The organism is Companilactobacillus jidongensis (assembly GCF_003946575.1).
Classification (GTDB): domain Bacteria; phylum Bacillota; class Bacilli; order Lactobacillales; family Lactobacillaceae; genus Companilactobacillus; species Companilactobacillus jidongensis.
Window position 1 is genome coordinate 1 of record NZ_RHOP01000020.1, and the last position, 15,331, is coordinate 15,331.

General features: G+C 37.0%; 14 protein-coding genes, 3 tRNA genes and 1 riboswitch. Of the genes, 15 read left to right on the forward strand and 2 right to left on the reverse strand.

Annotated features, from left to right (window positions below; genetic code table 11):
• Nucleotides 1-85 precede the first annotated feature (85 nt).
• The 3 genes from EKM68_RS11130 to EKM68_RS11140 all read left to right on the forward strand — a co-directional run bounded on the left by EKM68_RS11130 (nucleotide 86) and on the right by EKM68_RS11140 (nucleotide 594).
• Nucleotides 86-158, forward strand: a tRNA-Asn gene (locus EKM68_RS11130).
• A 119-nt stretch (nucleotides 159-277) separates the two neighbouring features.
• Nucleotides 278-367: transfer RNA gene (locus tag EKM68_RS11135), tRNA-Ser, on the forward strand.
• Between the two features lie 153 nt (nucleotides 368-520).
• Nucleotides 521-594: transfer RNA gene (locus EKM68_RS11140), tRNA-Arg, on the forward strand.
• 163 nt (nucleotides 595-757) lie between these two features.
• Here EKM68_RS11140 and dapF read toward each other — a convergent pair.
• On the reverse strand, nucleotides 758-1,741 hold the full coding sequence (gene dapF, locus EKM68_RS11145) for a diaminopimelate epimerase (protein ID WP_125590772.1): 984 nt from the start codon (nucleotides 1,739-1,741) through the stop codon (nucleotides 758-760).
• Between the two features lie 20 nt (nucleotides 1,742-1,761).
• Nucleotides 1,762-3,117: an aspartate kinase gene (locus tag EKM68_RS11150; protein ID WP_125590774.1), complete on the reverse strand. Its 1,356-nt coding sequence runs from the start codon at nucleotides 3,115-3,117 to the stop codon at nucleotides 1,762-1,764.
• Nucleotides 3,118-3,280: 163 nt separating this feature from the next.
• Nucleotides 3,281-3,459, forward strand: a riboswitch (Lysine riboswitch).
• A gap of 97 nt (nucleotides 3,460-3,556) precedes the next feature.
• Here EKM68_RS11150 and lysA point away from each other — a divergent pair.
• The 12 genes from lysA to EKM68_RS11210 all read left to right on the forward strand — a co-directional run bounded on the left by lysA (nucleotide 3,557) and on the right by EKM68_RS11210 (nucleotide 15,308).
• Complete coding sequence (lysA, locus tag EKM68_RS11155) at nucleotides 3,557-4,855, forward strand: diaminopimelate decarboxylase (RefSeq protein ID WP_125590776.1); 1,299 nt, start codon at nucleotides 3,557-3,559, stop codon at nucleotides 4,853-4,855.
• Nucleotides 4,856-4,899: 44 nt separating this feature from the next.
• Nucleotides 4,900-5,598: a 2,3,4,5-tetrahydropyridine-2,6-dicarboxylate N-acetyltransferase gene (gene dapD / locus EKM68_RS11160; protein ID WP_125590779.1), complete on the forward strand. Its 699-nt coding sequence runs from the start codon at nucleotides 4,900-4,902 to the stop codon at nucleotides 5,596-5,598.
• A gap of 2 nt (nucleotides 5,599-5,600) precedes the next feature.
• The gene (locus EKM68_RS11165; protein ID WP_125590781.1) at nucleotides 5,601-6,755 is read left to right on the forward strand and encodes an N-acetyldiaminopimelate deacetylase; all 1,155 of its coding nucleotides are present in this window, start codon (nucleotides 5,601-5,603) and stop codon (nucleotides 6,753-6,755) included.
• On the forward strand, nucleotides 6,756-7,643 hold the full coding sequence (gene dapA / locus EKM68_RS11170) for a 4-hydroxy-tetrahydrodipicolinate synthase (protein WP_125590783.1): 888 nt from the start codon (nucleotides 6,756-6,758) through the stop codon (nucleotides 7,641-7,643).
• On the forward strand, nucleotides 7,640-8,416 hold the full coding sequence (dapB, locus tag EKM68_RS11175; protein WP_125590785.1) for a 4-hydroxy-tetrahydrodipicolinate reductase: 777 nt from the start codon (nucleotides 7,640-7,642) through the stop codon (nucleotides 8,414-8,416). The genes dapA and dapB overlap by 4 nt, the downstream gene beginning before the upstream one ends.
• A 13-nt stretch (nucleotides 8,417-8,429) precedes the next feature.
• Entirely contained in the window at nucleotides 8,430-9,623 is a 1,194-nt protein-coding gene (locus tag EKM68_RS11180) for an aminotransferase class I/II-fold pyridoxal phosphate-dependent enzyme (RefSeq protein ID WP_125590787.1), read from the forward strand.
• A 57-nt stretch (nucleotides 9,624-9,680) separates the two neighbouring features.
• Nucleotides 9,681-10,871 carry an aminotransferase class I/II-fold pyridoxal phosphate-dependent enzyme gene (locus EKM68_RS11185; protein ID WP_125590789.1) on the forward strand — a complete coding sequence of 397 codons (1,191 nt, stop codon included), beginning with the start codon at nucleotides 9,681-9,683 and terminating at the stop codon, nucleotides 10,869-10,871.
• 24 nt (nucleotides 10,872-10,895) lie between these two features.
• A complete protein-coding gene (locus EKM68_RS11190) occupies nucleotides 10,896-11,960 on the forward strand; it encodes an aspartate-semialdehyde dehydrogenase (protein ID WP_125590791.1) in 1,065 nt (354 codons plus the stop codon).
• 97 nt (nucleotides 11,961-12,057) lie between these two features.
• Complete coding sequence (locus tag EKM68_RS11195) at nucleotides 12,058-12,774, forward strand: AzlC family ABC transporter permease (RefSeq protein ID WP_125590793.1); 717 nt, start codon at nucleotides 12,058-12,060, stop codon at nucleotides 12,772-12,774.
• Entirely contained in the window at nucleotides 12,764-13,087 is a 324-nt protein-coding gene (locus tag EKM68_RS11200; protein WP_125590795.1) for an AzlD domain-containing protein, read from the forward strand. Before EKM68_RS11195 ends, EKM68_RS11200 begins: the two co-directional genes overlap by 11 nt.
• A gap of 65 nt (nucleotides 13,088-13,152) precedes the next feature.
• Nucleotides 13,153-13,845, forward strand: coding sequence for a YoaK family protein (locus EKM68_RS11205; protein WP_125590797.1), 693 nt, complete (start codon nucleotides 13,153-13,155; stop codon nucleotides 13,843-13,845).
• 152 nt (nucleotides 13,846-13,997) lie between these two features.
• The gene (locus EKM68_RS11210) at nucleotides 13,998-15,308 is read left to right on the forward strand and encodes a hypothetical protein (protein WP_125590799.1); all 1,311 of its coding nucleotides are present in this window, start codon (nucleotides 13,998-14,000) and stop codon (nucleotides 15,306-15,308) included.
• Nucleotides 15,309-15,331: the final 23 nt, after the last annotated feature.

Here is a 15,331-nt window from a genome sequence, read left to right on the forward strand (position 1 = left end):
CGAACACAGAAGTTAAGCTTCTTCACGCCGAAAGTAGTTGGTGGGAAACTACCCGCGAGGATAGGAAGCTGCCACGCTGTATTATTCCGGATTAGCTCAGTTGGTAGAGCATCTGACTGTTAATCAGGGTGTCGTCAGTTCGAGTCTGACATCCGGAGTTATATACTTAGGAAAAAACCTAGGTGCATCAGATATTACATCTAGTTCGCAAGAATTAGATGTATTTTTTTATATAAATTAACATTAAATCAGATCTGATAACCATTTTCCTAATTATGGAGAGTTGTCCGAGTGGCTGAAGGAGCATGATTGGAAATCATGTATACGGGTATTGCCTGTATCAGGAGTTCGAATCTCCTACTCTCCGTTAATACTTAGAACTTTATTCGACATGAATAAGGTTCTATTTTTTGATTAATTTTAGTAAGTAAAATAAAAAAGATGAAGAAAAAATCAAAAAAAGTACTTACAAATAAAAATATTATGGTACAATAATATTCGTAAGTTAATTAATTGCTATGCGCCTATAGCGCAATTGGATAGAGTGTCTGACTACGAATCAGAAGGTTGTAGGTTCGACTCCTACTAGGCGCACTACTAAAAAGTCATCAATGAGAATGAACTCATTGATGACTTTTTTCGTGTCTTTAATTAAAAACGTTTTATGTATGACACAAATTATTACCATATCATAATAATTCTTCTTAAATGGTACAAATATATCACTGCAATAAAAAAAGCAGCCTAAAGGCTACTCCTATGCTTCATTAACCGAATTTACAAATTCCTGATAAGAATTTTCTTCACCAGTTTCTGATATCTCAATATTATCTAAAACTGCTGAATGTAAATCGGTTTCGCTGATATCTATTTGGTTTGTGAAGGTGGCGTTGCCAATCAAACGAATTTTACTGTCTTCTTTGTGTGCTGAAAGTTGAATATTAGTTTTGACCATGCCACCTGGGTTGTAGACTGTGATGTCATTATCAGGATCAAAGTAATCATCGTTTAACAATGCAAAGACTAGACTAGTGGCAGACATTCCGGTTCCGCAAGCGTTGGTGAAACCAACACCACGTTCATATGTTTGAACGAATAACTTGTTCGTATCAAGAATCTCACAAAAACTGACGTTGACACCCTCAGGAAAATAAGCATTTGGAGCATTGAGAGCTCGTCCGACCTCACCTAAGTCATCTTCATCAACTTCGTCGACAAAACTGATTAGGTGAGGATTTGGAACAGCTACGGCGGTAAAAGTTTGTTTACTAATAAATTCAGGTACTTTTTCATTGATCATTTCTAACTTGTCTTGATATTCAAATGGCAAATCATCTTTGGCAAATGAAATCGGAGATATCTGAACACTAAATGCAGGAACATTATTGTATAGGTCTTCAGATTTTTTAACGTCGAGATTAGTTTCAAAAGTTTCTACTTTGAAAGAATTTTGATTGAATTTTTCTGACAGATAGCGACTGACCGTTCGTAAACCATTACCACACATTTTAGCCTCACTACCATCGGCATTAATGACACGCATTTGACCAAGGCAGTCATCAAAATTTGAATTGTTAACAACTAATAGTCCATCAGCACCGTTCAAAATCTCATTTTTGGGATTACAAAGTTTAATAGCTAATTGTTTGAGTTCATCATCAGATAATTGATTTTTCAAGTCTGTTTGATCTAGGATGAAAAACTGATTTTCCGATCCATGAACTTTGAGAAGTTGAGCCATTTTTTCCACCTCATTATTATTTAGTTAAAGAAAGTATCATAAATATTTTGAACAGCACGATTTGCATCTTTTGCTTGTGTTCCAATCATGATTGAAATGCGCGATGCTCCTTGGTTGATCATGTGAACAGCGATGTTATTTTGTGTTAGTGAATCAATAATCAACCCGATTGTATTGATGTTGTGGGCAATGCCTTCACCAACTACCATAATAATTGCATAATCGTCGATCCATTCCAAATAATCTGGTTTGATTGTGGCTCTGATTTCAGCACACAATTGTTTGATTGTTGAATCATCAAGTTTACTCTTATCAAAAATAACGGTTAAGTCATCAATTCCTGATGGCATATGTTCATATGAAATACCGTATTTGTAAAAGATTTGAAGAAGTTTTAGCGTAAAACCAACTTCTTTGTTCAACAAGTAGCGGTGAATATATAATGCTGAAAAACGCTTTGAACTCGCAATACCAGTAATCAAGTTGGCAGGATCGAACAAAAATTGCGATGGTACGATCATTGTGCCTGGTGCGGTTGGATTGTTAGTATTCTTAACATTGACGGGAACTTGTCCTTCAACGGCAGGAATAATTGCTTCGTCTTGAAAAACTGAGAAGCCAGCATATGATAATTCTCGCATTTCACGGTAGGACATTTTCTTGATAGCTTGCGGATGATCAACAACGTGGTTATTAGCCACATATATTGCATCCACGTCAGTAAAGTTTTCGTACAAATCAGCTTTGAAACCGCGACTTAGAATTGCACCGGTGATATCAGAACCGCCACGGGTGAAGGTATAGATTGAACCATCTTTACTGTAGCCGAAGAATCCTGGAAAAATAATTTTCACATCGTCAAATTGATATTTTGCCAAGTTAGCATATGTTTCTGGTAAAACATCAGCATTATTTGGTGATCCACCTAGTAAAAAGCCGACTTCCTTAGGATTCATGAACTTAGCTTTGATACCTTCATGATTTAGGACTGCAGCCAAGGTGATAGCGTTCAAATATTCGCCATGTGCTTTGAATGCTGCCATTAGATGATCATTATCTGTGAACTTTTCAGTGGCCAAATCTGTAAGCTTTTTTTGAATTATTTCTAATGTTTCAGGATCTAATTTATAATAATCACAAATTTCTTTGTATCGATCTACTATTTTGTTGTATGTATCTTTATATTCTTCTTTATTTAAAACTTCAGTTGCATATTTGATCAATAGATCAGTAACTTTGATATCTCCATCAAATCGTTTGCCTGGTGCGGATGTGACTACGACTTTTCGATCCTTATCACTACTTACAATATCTATAACCTTCTGGAACTGTTCACCATCTGCTAGGGAACTACCGCCAAACTTGACGACTTTCACATCAATCACCTCATTAATTATTTGAAACATTAATACATTTTTAATGTAGAGTTTAGCATTTTTATGCTTTAAAACAAGATAAATGTTTAAAAAATTAGAAAAAATCGTGAAAATGGTTAATTTACCTTGACGAATTATTAGAGTTGTTATAATCTTTTAACAACAAAACAAAAGAGGTCGCAACTGACATTAGTAAATAAGGGAGTCACTGCATGGCATTGAACTTATTGAAAGGGGACGTTGCCGAAGCGTCGGATTGGCAGGATCCGATGTGCTGGGACGTGTTAATAAGATGACACGAACTGTCGCAGCAAAACGTCGCTGCGGTGCGCTTAGACAATTATGATGCAGAATAACTTTTAATTTTGGATCTCTTTGTTTCAAGCAAAGGGGTCTTTTTTTATCCCATCTCTCCAGAAAAGAAAGGTTGTTTAAAAATATGATTAGTAGTGAATTGAAGAGTTCTAATGGACATTTGATTATTGGCGGTGTCGACAGTGTTGAATTAGCACATAAGTATGGAACTCCATTGGTTGTTTATGATGTTGAACAAATTCGTCAAACAATCAATAGCTTCCGAGCAAGTTTTGAGCAAAGTGGTTTTAAATATGAAATCAGTTATGCAAGTAAGGCTTTCGCTACTGTAGCCATGTATCAGGTTTTGAAACAAGAGCATCTCCACACGGATGTTGTTTCTGGAGGAGAATTATTTACAGCTTTGAAGGCCGGTTTTCCAGCTGATAAGATTAGTTTTCACGGTAATAACAAATCGTTGGAAGAACTAGAAATGGCAGTTGATAATCACATCGGTGTTGTTATTATCGATAACTTCTATGAGATTAAATTATTAGAAAAAGTATTAAATGAAAAAAATACTTCAATTAACGTAATGTTGCGACTAACACCTGGAATTTCAGCTCACACACATAAGTATGATCAAACTGGACAAGTTGATAGTAAATTTGGATTCGATGTTGAATCTGGACAAGCTGAAAAGGCGCTTCAGTTAGTGCTTAAGAATTCCAACATGAATTTGATCGGTATTCACGCACATATTGGTTCACAGATTTTTGGAATCGAAGGCTTTACGATGCTAGCACACAAAATGGTAGAAATCTCTAATAACTGGCATCAAAAATATAATTTTACACCACAAGTTCTAAATCTTGGCGGTGGTTTTGGAATTAGTTATACAGCTGAAGATGAACCAATTGGAGCCGATGTCTTCATCAAACAAATTACTGAAGTTGTCAAAGAGGACATACATAAAGATGGTTTATCATTACCTGAAATCTGGATTGAACCTGGTCGTTCACTTGTTGGACCAGCTGGGTACAACTTGTATACTATTGGATCTCACAAAGATATTCCTAATCTCAAGTCATATATCAATGTTGATGGAGGCATGGGAGACAACATTAGACCAGCATTGTATCAAGCTAAGTATGAAGCAGTAGTTGCTAACAAAATGGGTGCTAAACTTACACAAGATGTTCATGTATCTGGTAAGTATTGCGAATCAGGCGACATCTTGATAGACTCTGTGCAACTACCAGATGTGCAACCAGGTGATGTGTTAGCGATGCTAGATACCGGAGCTTATGGATATTCGATGGCATCAAACTATAATCGTAATCCACGTCCAGCAGTTGTCTTTGCTGAAGGTGGTAAAGCTAAATTAGTTGTTAAGCGAGAATCATTTGATGATTTAACCAAATTAGATTTAGATTACTTATAAAATTTACGTATATATAATAGGTTGAAAAAATTGGAGGAAGTACGATGAGCAAGATGAATGCTGAAGAAATTATTAATTATATTGGAAATTCTAAGAAGGTAACACCAGTTAAGGTTTTTGTTAAAGGTGATGTTGCTAAACTTGAGGTTCCAGCTAGTGTTAAGTCCTTCTTGAATGATTCAACTGGTGTCTTGGTCGGTGATTATTCAGAAATTCAACCATTATTAAATCAAGTTGATGATTATTACATTGAAACAGTTGCACAAAATTCAGCTGTTCCCATGCTGGATATCAAAGGTATCAATGCTCGTATTGAACCAGGAGCTATCATTCGTGATCAAGTCGAAATTGGTGACAATGCCGTTATTATGATGGGAGCCGTGATAAATATTGGTGCTGAAATTGGCAAAGGAAGTATGATCGATATGGGGGCAGTTCTTGGTGGCCGTGCCATCGTTGGAGAAAATTCTCATATAGGTGCCAATTCAGTTCTTGCGGGTGTGATCGAACCAGCTTCAGCTGATCCTGTCAGAATTGGAAATAATGTCACTGTAGGTGCTAATGCTGTTGTTCTAGAGGGAGTTCAAGTTGGTGATAATGCGGTTGTCGGAGCTGGGGCTGTTGTTACTAAGAATGTTGCGCCTAATGAGGTTGTTGTCGGAGTACCTGCCAAAGTCATCAAGGTAAAAGATCAACAAACAACCGATAAGACACACATCGAAAGTACTTTAAGGAAGTTGTAATTATGACTTTATCTGAAGCTGAACTGATCCAGATCAGACGAAACTTTCATCAAATACCAGAATTGGCGTTACATGAAACAGAGACACATAAATATTTATTGCAAGTTATCAAAGCTTTTAAACAAGATTATTTGAAATTAAAAGAAATCCCAGAATTACCAACTGCCTTGTTAGTCAAAGTTAATGGTATCGATCCACAACGAACGATTGGCTATCGAGCTGACATGGATGCCTTACCAGTTACTGAGAACAATGGATTAGCATATGCATCCAAGCATCAAGGAGTCATGCATGCGTGCGGTCACGATCTACATATGACCGTTGCGCTAGGGATTCTAAATTATTATTCAGAACATCAACCAAAAGATGATCTGGTGTTCTTCTTCCAACCAGCTGAAGAAAGTGAAAGTGGAGGCCGACAAGCTTATGATCTTGGAGTATTCAGCGGTGAATATAAGGTAGATGAATTCTACGGCTTGCACGACAATGCCGATTTACCATCTGGTGTCATCGGATGCCGAAACGGAACGCTGTTTGCTGGAACGACTGAGGTGAACGTTATAATTCATGGAACTAGCGGCCATGCAGCATATCCACACGAAGCCAATGATGCAGTCGTTATAGCGGCTAATTTTATTACACAGGTACAGACGATTATTTCCAGAAATATTGATCCAACAAAATGCGGAGTTATTACTTTTGGTAAGCTTGAGTCTGGCACAATCAGAAATATCATCGCTGGTACAGCAAGGATTGAAGGAACCATTCGTGGTTTAACTCAAGACATGATTGAGTTCATTCGTCAACGTATTGTGGAAGTAGCCCACGGATTGGAATTGTCATTCAATGCTAAGATCAATCTAGAGTTTAATCAGGGTGGATATTATCCAGTAGAAAATAATTCTGAATTAACGACTCGATTTATTAATTATATGAAGCAATCAGATGCCAAGTACCAAGATATGGCACCAGCAATGACCGGTGAAGACTTCGGTTACTTATTGAATAAGATTCCCGGAACCATGTTCTGGTTAGGAGTCGATAGTCCAGGATCATTGCATTCAGCAGACTTTTTACCAAATGAAAAGGCGATTAAAGATGGTATTGCAGCATTTACTGGCTTTTTAAATTACCGAATGAACTCGGAGGAAAATTAGATGTTAGAAAATGTAGATTTAATGACCGCAATTGTCACCCCATTTACGGATGATGCAAAAGAAATTAATTATAATGCACTAGAAATTTTAACGAATCATTTATTAGATACAGGTAGCAAAGGATTTGTTATCGGTGGTACTACTGGTGAAACTCCAACTTTAACAGAAGACGAAAAATTATCACTTTATTCACATTTTGTTGAAATCGTAAATGGTCGTGTTCCTATAATTGCTGGAGTTGGTAGTAACAGTACACAGGGTACGATCGACTTCACTAACAAGGTTGCTGAAATCAAGGGTATCGATGCTGCCTTGGTAGTTGTTCCTTATTACAACAAACCTAATCAACGAGGGATGATTGCTCATTTTCAAACAGTTGCTGATAATGTTCCTTTGCCAGTAATTATCTATAATATTCCCGGTAGAACTGGTGTCTTGATGGAAAAAGAGACAGTTGTTGAATTGTCGAAGTATCCTAATATTGCCGGAGTAAAGCAATGTAATACGATTGCCGATTTGGAATATATTGTTGAACATACCGCCGATGAATTTGCAGTTTATAGTGGTGAAGATGCTCAAGCACTGTACGCAAAGGTTCTTGGTGCCAATGGTGTTGTCTCAGTTGCCTCACATGTTTACGGTGAACTGATGAGTGAAATGTATCAACGATTGGATGCTGGAGATTACAAAGCAGCAGGTGCTATTCAACGTGAATTAACTCCTAAGATGGCTGCATTATTCATGTATCCATCACCATCACCAACTAAGGCAGCCTTAAACGAGATAGGTTATCATGTTGGCGGATGCCGTTTACCAATTCTTTCATTGAACGATGAAGAAAAAGATGTGTTATTCAATAAATTAAATATTCAGGAGGTAATCAAGTGATAAAAATAATCGTGTCCGGATTCAGTGGTTCTATGGGTCAAAAGGCCGTTAAAATGGTTAACGATAATGAAAATTTTCAGTTGGTAGGAGCGTTTAATCCTATTGTGAAAGATCTTTCGCCAGCAACTTATGGATTAGATGATTCAGTCAAGATCTACAATGACTTAACACAAATTGATGTAGATGCTGACATTTGGGTCGACTTCAGTATTCCAAAAGCCGTTTTTGACAATACTAAATTTGCGATTGAACATGGTTATCGTCCAGTCATTGGAACTAGTGGTTTGAGTGAAGAGCAAGTTAATGAATTGAAATCATTGGCTGATAGCAAAAAAGTTGGTGGTATCATTGCCTCAAACTTTGGAATCTCAGCGGTATTAATGATGAAATTTGCTCAAGTGGCCGCTAAGTATTTTGACCAGACTGAAATTGTTGAAACTCACCATCAAGATAAGCTCGATTCTCCTTCAGGAACGGCATTGAATACAGCACGGTTGATCCATGAAGTTCAACAAAAAGACCAGTCAGAGAACCCTAATGAGTCCGATCCACTAGGAACACGTGGTGGCGATTATCATGGTATTAAGATTCATGCGATTCGTTTACCAGGTTTCATTGCTGATGAAGAGGTAATCTTCGGAAGCACTGGTGAGAATTTGGTTATCAAACAGAGTACGACCGATCGTGAATCATTCATGAAAGGTGTTCAATTAGCTATTAATGAAGTTATAAAAAGTAATGAATTAATTATTGGATTAGAAAAAATTATTTAACGGAGATGTTCATATGCCAGAATTAGCAAAGAGTGTAGCAAATATTGAAAACGAATTAGTCAAACCTTTTGGAGACAATAAAATTCTTGCCTTCAACTCTAAAATTGCTGGAATCCCAGGAATTGTCAAATTAACCTTGGGTGAACCAGACTTCAATGTTCCAGAACATGCCAAACAAGCGGCAATTAAGAGTATCAACGATAATCAATCACATTACACACCACAAAAAGGAATCCTTGGATTGCGTGAGGCTATCAGTAATTACTTAGCCACTGACTACGGTGTTAAATACGATCCTGAAACAGAAGTGATTGTAACTATTGGTGCTACTGAAGCTATCTTCACTTCTCTTTATACGATTCTTAATCCTGGTGAAAAGGTTATTGTGCCAACACCAACATTCTCAATGTATATGGACGATATCAAACTAGTTGGTGGTGTTCCAGTTGAAGTCGATACCTCAGATGATGGCTTCAAGATTACTCCTGAAAAATTAGCTAAGGTTATTGATGAAGAAGGTCCAGCGGCTAAGGCATTGATCATCAACTATCCTGGAAATCCAACTGGAGTTGTCTACACTAAAGCTGAATTGGAAGCGTTAGCTGATGTTGTTCGTGACAAGGGAATATATGTCATCTCTGATGAGATATACAGTCAGTTAGTCTACGGTGAAAAACATGTCTCATTTGCTAGCGTTTTACCAGGTCAAACTATTTTGATCAATGGACTAAGCAAGTCACATGCAATGACTGGTTACCGTATTGGCTACATTGCTGCACCTAAGGGATTTGTTGAACAAGCTGCTAACGTTCACTCATTTGCTATTACATGTCCTTCAAATCCAGCACAATTTGCTGCAGAAGAAGCGTTGAAGAATGGCCATGAAGATCCTGTTGAAATGCGCAAAACGTACAAGATACGTCGTGACTATATCGTTGATGCTTTGAACAATATGGGTTACGAGACAATCAAGCCAGATGGTGCTTTCTATGTATTTCCTAAGATTCCCGCAGGAACTGGTTTGAATTCAAACGATTTCTGTTTAAAGCTAGCTAAAGAAGGAAAAGTCGGTGTTATCCCTGGTGACGCCTTTGGTGATGCCGGTGAGGGTTACTTCAGAATTTCATATGCAACCTCAATGGAAGATATTAAAGAAGGTATGAAACGTCTCGCAAAATTTACAGATAAATTATTACAAAAAAACTAATTAAATAAGAATTTTTGCTATAGTATATATATACAAAAGAAAATAGGAGAGTACGTTATGCCAAAATTAGATTCATCTGTTAAAAATGTTGTAAATGAAACAATCGCACCGTTGGGAATTTCACAGATTAGATTTTTCGCACAGAAATTCGCTAAGATTCCTGGAATTATCAAATTGACATTGGGTGAACCAGATTTTAATGTACCCGAACATGTTAAGCAAGCAGCTATTAAGAGTATTCAGGATAATGATTCCCACTACTCAGAGCAACGCGGAACAATGGGACTTAGAAAAGCCGTATCAAGTTACTTGAAGCAACAATATGATGTTGAATACGATCCAGAAAATGAAGTTATCGTTACAATTGGTGCCACTGAAGCGGTCTTTGTATCACTAGCGGCCATCATCAACCCTGGTGACAAAATCATTGTTCCAACACCTACATTTGCACTCTACTTGCCAATCATCAAAGTTCTAGGTGGAATTCCTATTCAAGTTGACACAACTCCTGACAATTTCCGCTTAACTGGTAAGAAGCTAGCTGAAGTTATTGAACGAGAAGGAGAGGACAATGTTAAGGCATTGATTTTAAACTTCCCTGGTAACCCGACAGGTTATGTCTATTCAGAAGATCAATTAAAAGAAATCGCTGATGTTATCAAAGACAAACCAATGTATGTTTTATCGGATGAAATTTATGCTGAACTAACATATGGTCGTAAGCATGTTTCTCTTGCTAAATTACTTCCTGGTAAGACAATCTTGATCAATGGACTATCAAAATCACATGCAATGACCGGTTACCGTATCGGTTACGTAGCTGCACCCGCTGATTTCGTAGTTAATGCCGGTAAGATGCACGCATATACTGTAACGGCTCCATCAAATCCAGCCCAATATGCTGCTCAAGAAGCATTGGAAAATGGTATTGATGATCCAATTGCAATGCGTAAGATCTATCAAGAACGTCGTGACTACATCGTTGAACAACTGAATGATATTGGATATAAGACATTATTACCAGAAGGAGCATTTTACACATTTTCAGCTATTCCTGAAAAATTTGGCTTGAATGATGTTGAATTTGCTACAAAACTTGCTGAAGAAGGAAAAGTTGGTGTTACACCAGGTTCGGCCTTTGGTAAGGGTGGGGAAAATCACTTCAGAATGTCTTACGCATCATCAATGGAAGATATTCAAGAAGCAATGAAACGTCTACGTGCGTTCACAGAATCATTAGAAAACTAAATTAAGATATAAAGGATGAATATTATGAGTGAAGGTTATGAAGTAGCTATTTTAGGTGCAACGGGTGCCGTGGGAACTCGTCTAATTCAACAATTGGAGCAGTCAACAATTCCTGTATCAAAGATAAAATTGTTGGCATCAAGCCGATCAGCTGGCAAAAAGCTTCAATTCAAGGGTGAAGACGTTGTTGTTGAAGAAGCTAAACCTGAATCGTTCGAGGGTGTAGATATTGTACTTGCATCTGCTGGTGGATCAGTTTCAAAGAAATTGTTACCTGAAGCAGTTAAGCGTGGTGCTGTTTGTGTTGATAACACTAGTGCATTCAGAATGGAACCTGATGTTCCATTAGTTGTACCCGAAGTTAATGAAAAAGCTCTCTATAATCATCATGGTATTATAGCTAATCCTAATTGTTCCACAATTCAAATGATGGTTGCACTAGAACCAATCAGAAAAGCTTTTGGTTTGAAGCAGATTATTGTGTCAACATATCAAGCTGCATCTGGAGCTGGTCAAAGTGCTTTGAATGAATTGTATAGTGAAGCTCAAGACTATTTAGATGGCAAAGAAATGTCAGCTGATATTTTTCCAACAGCTGGGGATAAGGAGCATTATCCATTAGCATTTAACTTGTTGCCACAAATCGATGTGCTGGAAGATAATCTCTATTCACATGAAGAGTGGAAGATGATTCATGAAACAAAGAAGATTATGCTTGGTGACATGGATGATCCTAAGATCAAGGTTACAGCCACATGTGTCCGTGTTCCTGTTCCAATCAGTCATGGTGAATCAATCTATATCGAAGTTGAAGATAAGGAGAATGCGAGTGTCGAAGCTATTCGTAAGTTGATCGACGAGGCTCCTGGTGCAGTTCTTCAAGATGATCCTGAACACCAAGTATATCCACAACCAATTAATGCAACTGGCAAGCGTGATACATATGTTGGTCGTATTCGTCCAGATCTTGAAAACAAAGGCGCATTCAACATGTGGGTTGTCTCAGATAACCTACTAAAGGGTGCTGCATGGAATACAGTACAAATCGCTGAAAGATTAGTTGCTGATGATCTTGTTGAAGTTAAATGATAGTATTTATTAATTGGGTCTTGTTTGGTAGCATGGAGAATATGCCACCTTACGGGGCTTTTTTATGTTTTAAAGGAATTATAGAGGGGTGACGTATATGGAGGAAGTAGAGACCGATACAGGTTACACAACATTTAGGGATGGAGTTAGAAGTTGTTTGCCAACAGTACTAGGATATTTAGGAATTGGATTTTCATTTGGAATTGTTGGCATAAATTCACATTTGAATTTGTTTGAAATAACACTTATGTCTGCCATTGTTTACGGAGGAAGCTCACAGTTTGTTATGTGTGGCTTATTATTGGCGAATACGTCAATTACTGGTATCGTTATGACGGTGTTCTTAGTTAATCTCAGACACTTATTGATGAGTATGACGGCTAGTCCACACTTCCGTGAAGAGTCATTATTGAGTAACATTTCAGTTGGTTCGCTGTTAACTGATGAATCATTTGCGGTCTTTTCAACGACAGTTGCACAAGAAAAACACTTCTCATTACGTTGGATGGAAGGCTTGAATGTTACGGCCTATCTTACTTGGATCGTTGCAACTTTTTTGGGTGGATTAGTTGGCAACTTCATTAGTAATCCAGAACAATTTGGTTTAGATTTTGCGTTGACAGCCATGTTTGTCGGTTTGTTCTTAACGCAGTTCGAATGGGAGCTGTCTAAGAATATGAAAAAGTCAATTATGGTTGTTGCGACAGTGGTTGTCAGTTTGTATATTCTATTGTCATTTGTAAGTTCTTCACTAGCTGTGATTATTTCAGCACTTTTGGGTTGTTTGGTAGGAGGCTTAGCATATGATAAGTAAAAGTGTTTTATTGCTATTAATTGGTAGTGCCTTGGTAACTTGGATACCACGTATTACACCATTTATTCTGGGTAAGATGGTCAAGTTTCCCGCCATTGTAACTAGATTCTTACAGTATTTACCATTATCAATACTGTGTGCATTGTTATTGGAGACTGTTTTTAATGCAAAAGCTGGTAGTCTTGCAACGCCTAAGTGGGATGTGGTTATTGCTCTAATCCCAACCGTTATAACGGCTGTTTGGCTTAAGGACCTAATGAAAACTGTTGTTGTCGGTATTGCGGCAATGGCTTTGGTTAGGTTGGTAATTTAATTCAGAAGTTTATAATAGTAGAGGATTCCATAGGGATTCTCTATTTTTTTGATGAGGTAATAATTTTGAAACGATATGAAGCACATCATCTTTTTCAATTGCGTGAAATTGCAATTGGATTAACTTTTATCGGTGGATTCATCGATGCCTATACATTTGTTTCACGGGGGCGAGTTTTAGCTGCTGGTCAAACTGGAAATATTATTTTTCTAAGTGTTGATATAGCTCAGAGAAATTTACCGAGTGCATTTACTAAGTTAATGACTATGATATTTTTTGTTATTGGTATTTTTATTGTCGGGTATTTTAGAAACTCAAATCGTCGTTCGCACTATTGGCGTTTACCATTCTTAGTGGCAGAATTAACAGCATGTTTAGTTATTGGCTTTTTACCTAAGTCAGTACCTAATCTCTATATAACACCACCGCTAGCATTGGTAATGGCAATGCAAACAGCTTCATTTAGTAAAATTGAAGGGAATAGCTATAATAATGTCTTTTCAACTGGTAATTTGAAGAAGTCGATTAACAGTCTTTCTGATTACATGTTTGGTACTGACCACGATATTTCGAGTTTAAGAACAGCGTTAATTTATATTGAGTTAGTTTTTGGTTTTGCTGGAGGAGCAATCATTTCGGCATTACTTCAATTACTATTTGGAGTTCGGACTATTTGGATTGCTGCAATATTCATTGTTATTGTTGGTAGTTATTATGCAATGTTGTTATATCGCCGGGATCAAGTAAAATCTAGTTAGTTATTGAGGATGTTCCGGCTAGAAATCAAAAATTTTCCAAAGTAATATTTAATTTTGGAAACACCCTATACAGCCATAATTTTTTTATTTGCGTAAATATCTAATAATGATTTAAACTACTATTAAATTGCTTTTACAACAGGAGTCTTAAATTGAGAAAAACTTTTGAAATTTTTTCTGAAGGTGTGTTGAATCTATTTGCCAATGTAGGCGTGGTGATACCGTATTTCTTTTGTCTGTCTTTGTACAACAATAATAAAAATATAGCGGCGTATGTCTTACCGTTCTTAATGCTGTATACATTTCGTTCCATCGGAATGTTATTAACGGTTTATATACCATTTTCAGCAAGCACAATGTTGATAGTATCTAATCTGTTCGGAATAGTTGGTTCAGTGTTGATAGTTGGTGCCTTGAATCCTGTTTTTGGTATCTTGGGCGGGATACTTTTAGGATTAGCCTCAAGTTGGATCTGGCCGTATTTTTTGACAGTCAGGACCAAAGGTAAGATCATTAATGACTTTCATATAACCAAGCTTCATTGGCAAGGTTCATTAGTGGCAATGGTAATTCTAGGATTAGTTGAATGGCTTTCGGTTAAGTACAGTAGCTATAACGTAGCCTTTGTTTTGTTAGCTGTCTTTTTCGCCATTTCATTGTATGGAAGTTACACAATGAAAAACAAAATCAGCTTTTATCATGACGGTAAATTACCTGAACATGACAGGAACTATTCAATTATTGGTGTTATCTTCATTACTATCTTAGTTATGCTGGTCTTTGCAATTCGTTATTCTAGACTTAAGACTATTCCGCATGTTTGGGACTTGGGTATTGGCGTAGTTTCACTAGTTGGATTATTGATCCTATTGATGTATCAACTAAAGATTCATCGTAATTTATATCCATTGAGTCTGGCTTCGATAAATCGTGGAATCGTTATGAATTTTGTACTGTTGTATACGATTTTTGATAGTAGTCTACGATTTGGATTTAGTACTTTATTGGCGGTTTACTTGATCTATTTGGCTGGATTTGAATTCGGACCATTTATTCTCAAGAAACATTTGAATCTCAGATATCCGTTTTTGATACTGGGATTAATTCTTTCGTTCTTTAATATTACATACTTCGTCGGAATCTTGTTATGTGCATTATTTGTCGGCTCAGATAATTCGATTCTTAACAATTCACTATACAATGATCCGAAGATTGAATCAGAACGAGCCTTTTTAGTTAAATATCAATTATCAGCCGTTGGTAATATTTCACAACAGTTGTTCTATATGATAATTGTTTATTTGTTAGGATATATGTACCGTGTTAATGTTTTAGACTTCTTCAATGTCAACGGCAAAGTAGATTCATCATTATTGCTTATAGTTCGACTAGCGGTAACTTTTGGTGTGTTAGTGTCAGCGTGCGTTACTTATCTATCGACAAGGTCAAAAAAGAGAGCGTAACAAAACACGTTATACTCAGAAGT

Excerpts from the sequence above, each read along its gene's own strand:
- dapD (WP_125590779.1), top strand. The coding sequence starts at position 4,900 with ATGAGCAAGATGAATGCTGAAGAAATTATTAATTATATTGGAAATTCT.
- lysA (WP_125590776.1), top strand. The coding sequence starts at position 3,557 with ATGATTAGTAGTGAATTGAAGAGTTCTAATGGACATTTGATTATTGGC.
- dapF (WP_125590772.1), bottom strand. The coding sequence starts at position 1,741 with ATGGCTCAACTTCTCAAAGTTCATGGATCGGAAAATCAGTTTTTCATC.
- EKM68_RS11190 (WP_125590791.1), top strand. The coding sequence starts at position 10,896 with ATGAGTGAAGGTTATGAAGTAGCTATTTTAGGTGCAACGGGTGCCGTG.
- EKM68_RS11195 (WP_125590793.1), top strand. The coding sequence starts at position 12,058 with ATGGAGGAAGTAGAGACCGATACAGGTTACACAACATTTAGGGATGGA.
- EKM68_RS11165 (WP_125590781.1), top strand. The coding sequence starts at position 5,601 with ATGACTTTATCTGAAGCTGAACTGATCCAGATCAGACGAAACTTTCAT.
- EKM68_RS11185 (WP_125590789.1), top strand. The coding sequence starts at position 9,681 with ATGCCAAAATTAGATTCATCTGTTAAAAATGTTGTAAATGAAACAATC.
- EKM68_RS11180 (WP_125590787.1), top strand. The coding sequence starts at position 8,430 with ATGCCAGAATTAGCAAAGAGTGTAGCAAATATTGAAAACGAATTAGTC.
- EKM68_RS11200 (WP_125590795.1), top strand. The coding sequence starts at position 12,764 with ATGATAAGTAAAAGTGTTTTATTGCTATTAATTGGTAGTGCCTTGGTA.
- dapA (WP_125590783.1), top strand. The coding sequence starts at position 6,756 with ATGTTAGAAAATGTAGATTTAATGACCGCAATTGTCACCCCATTTACG.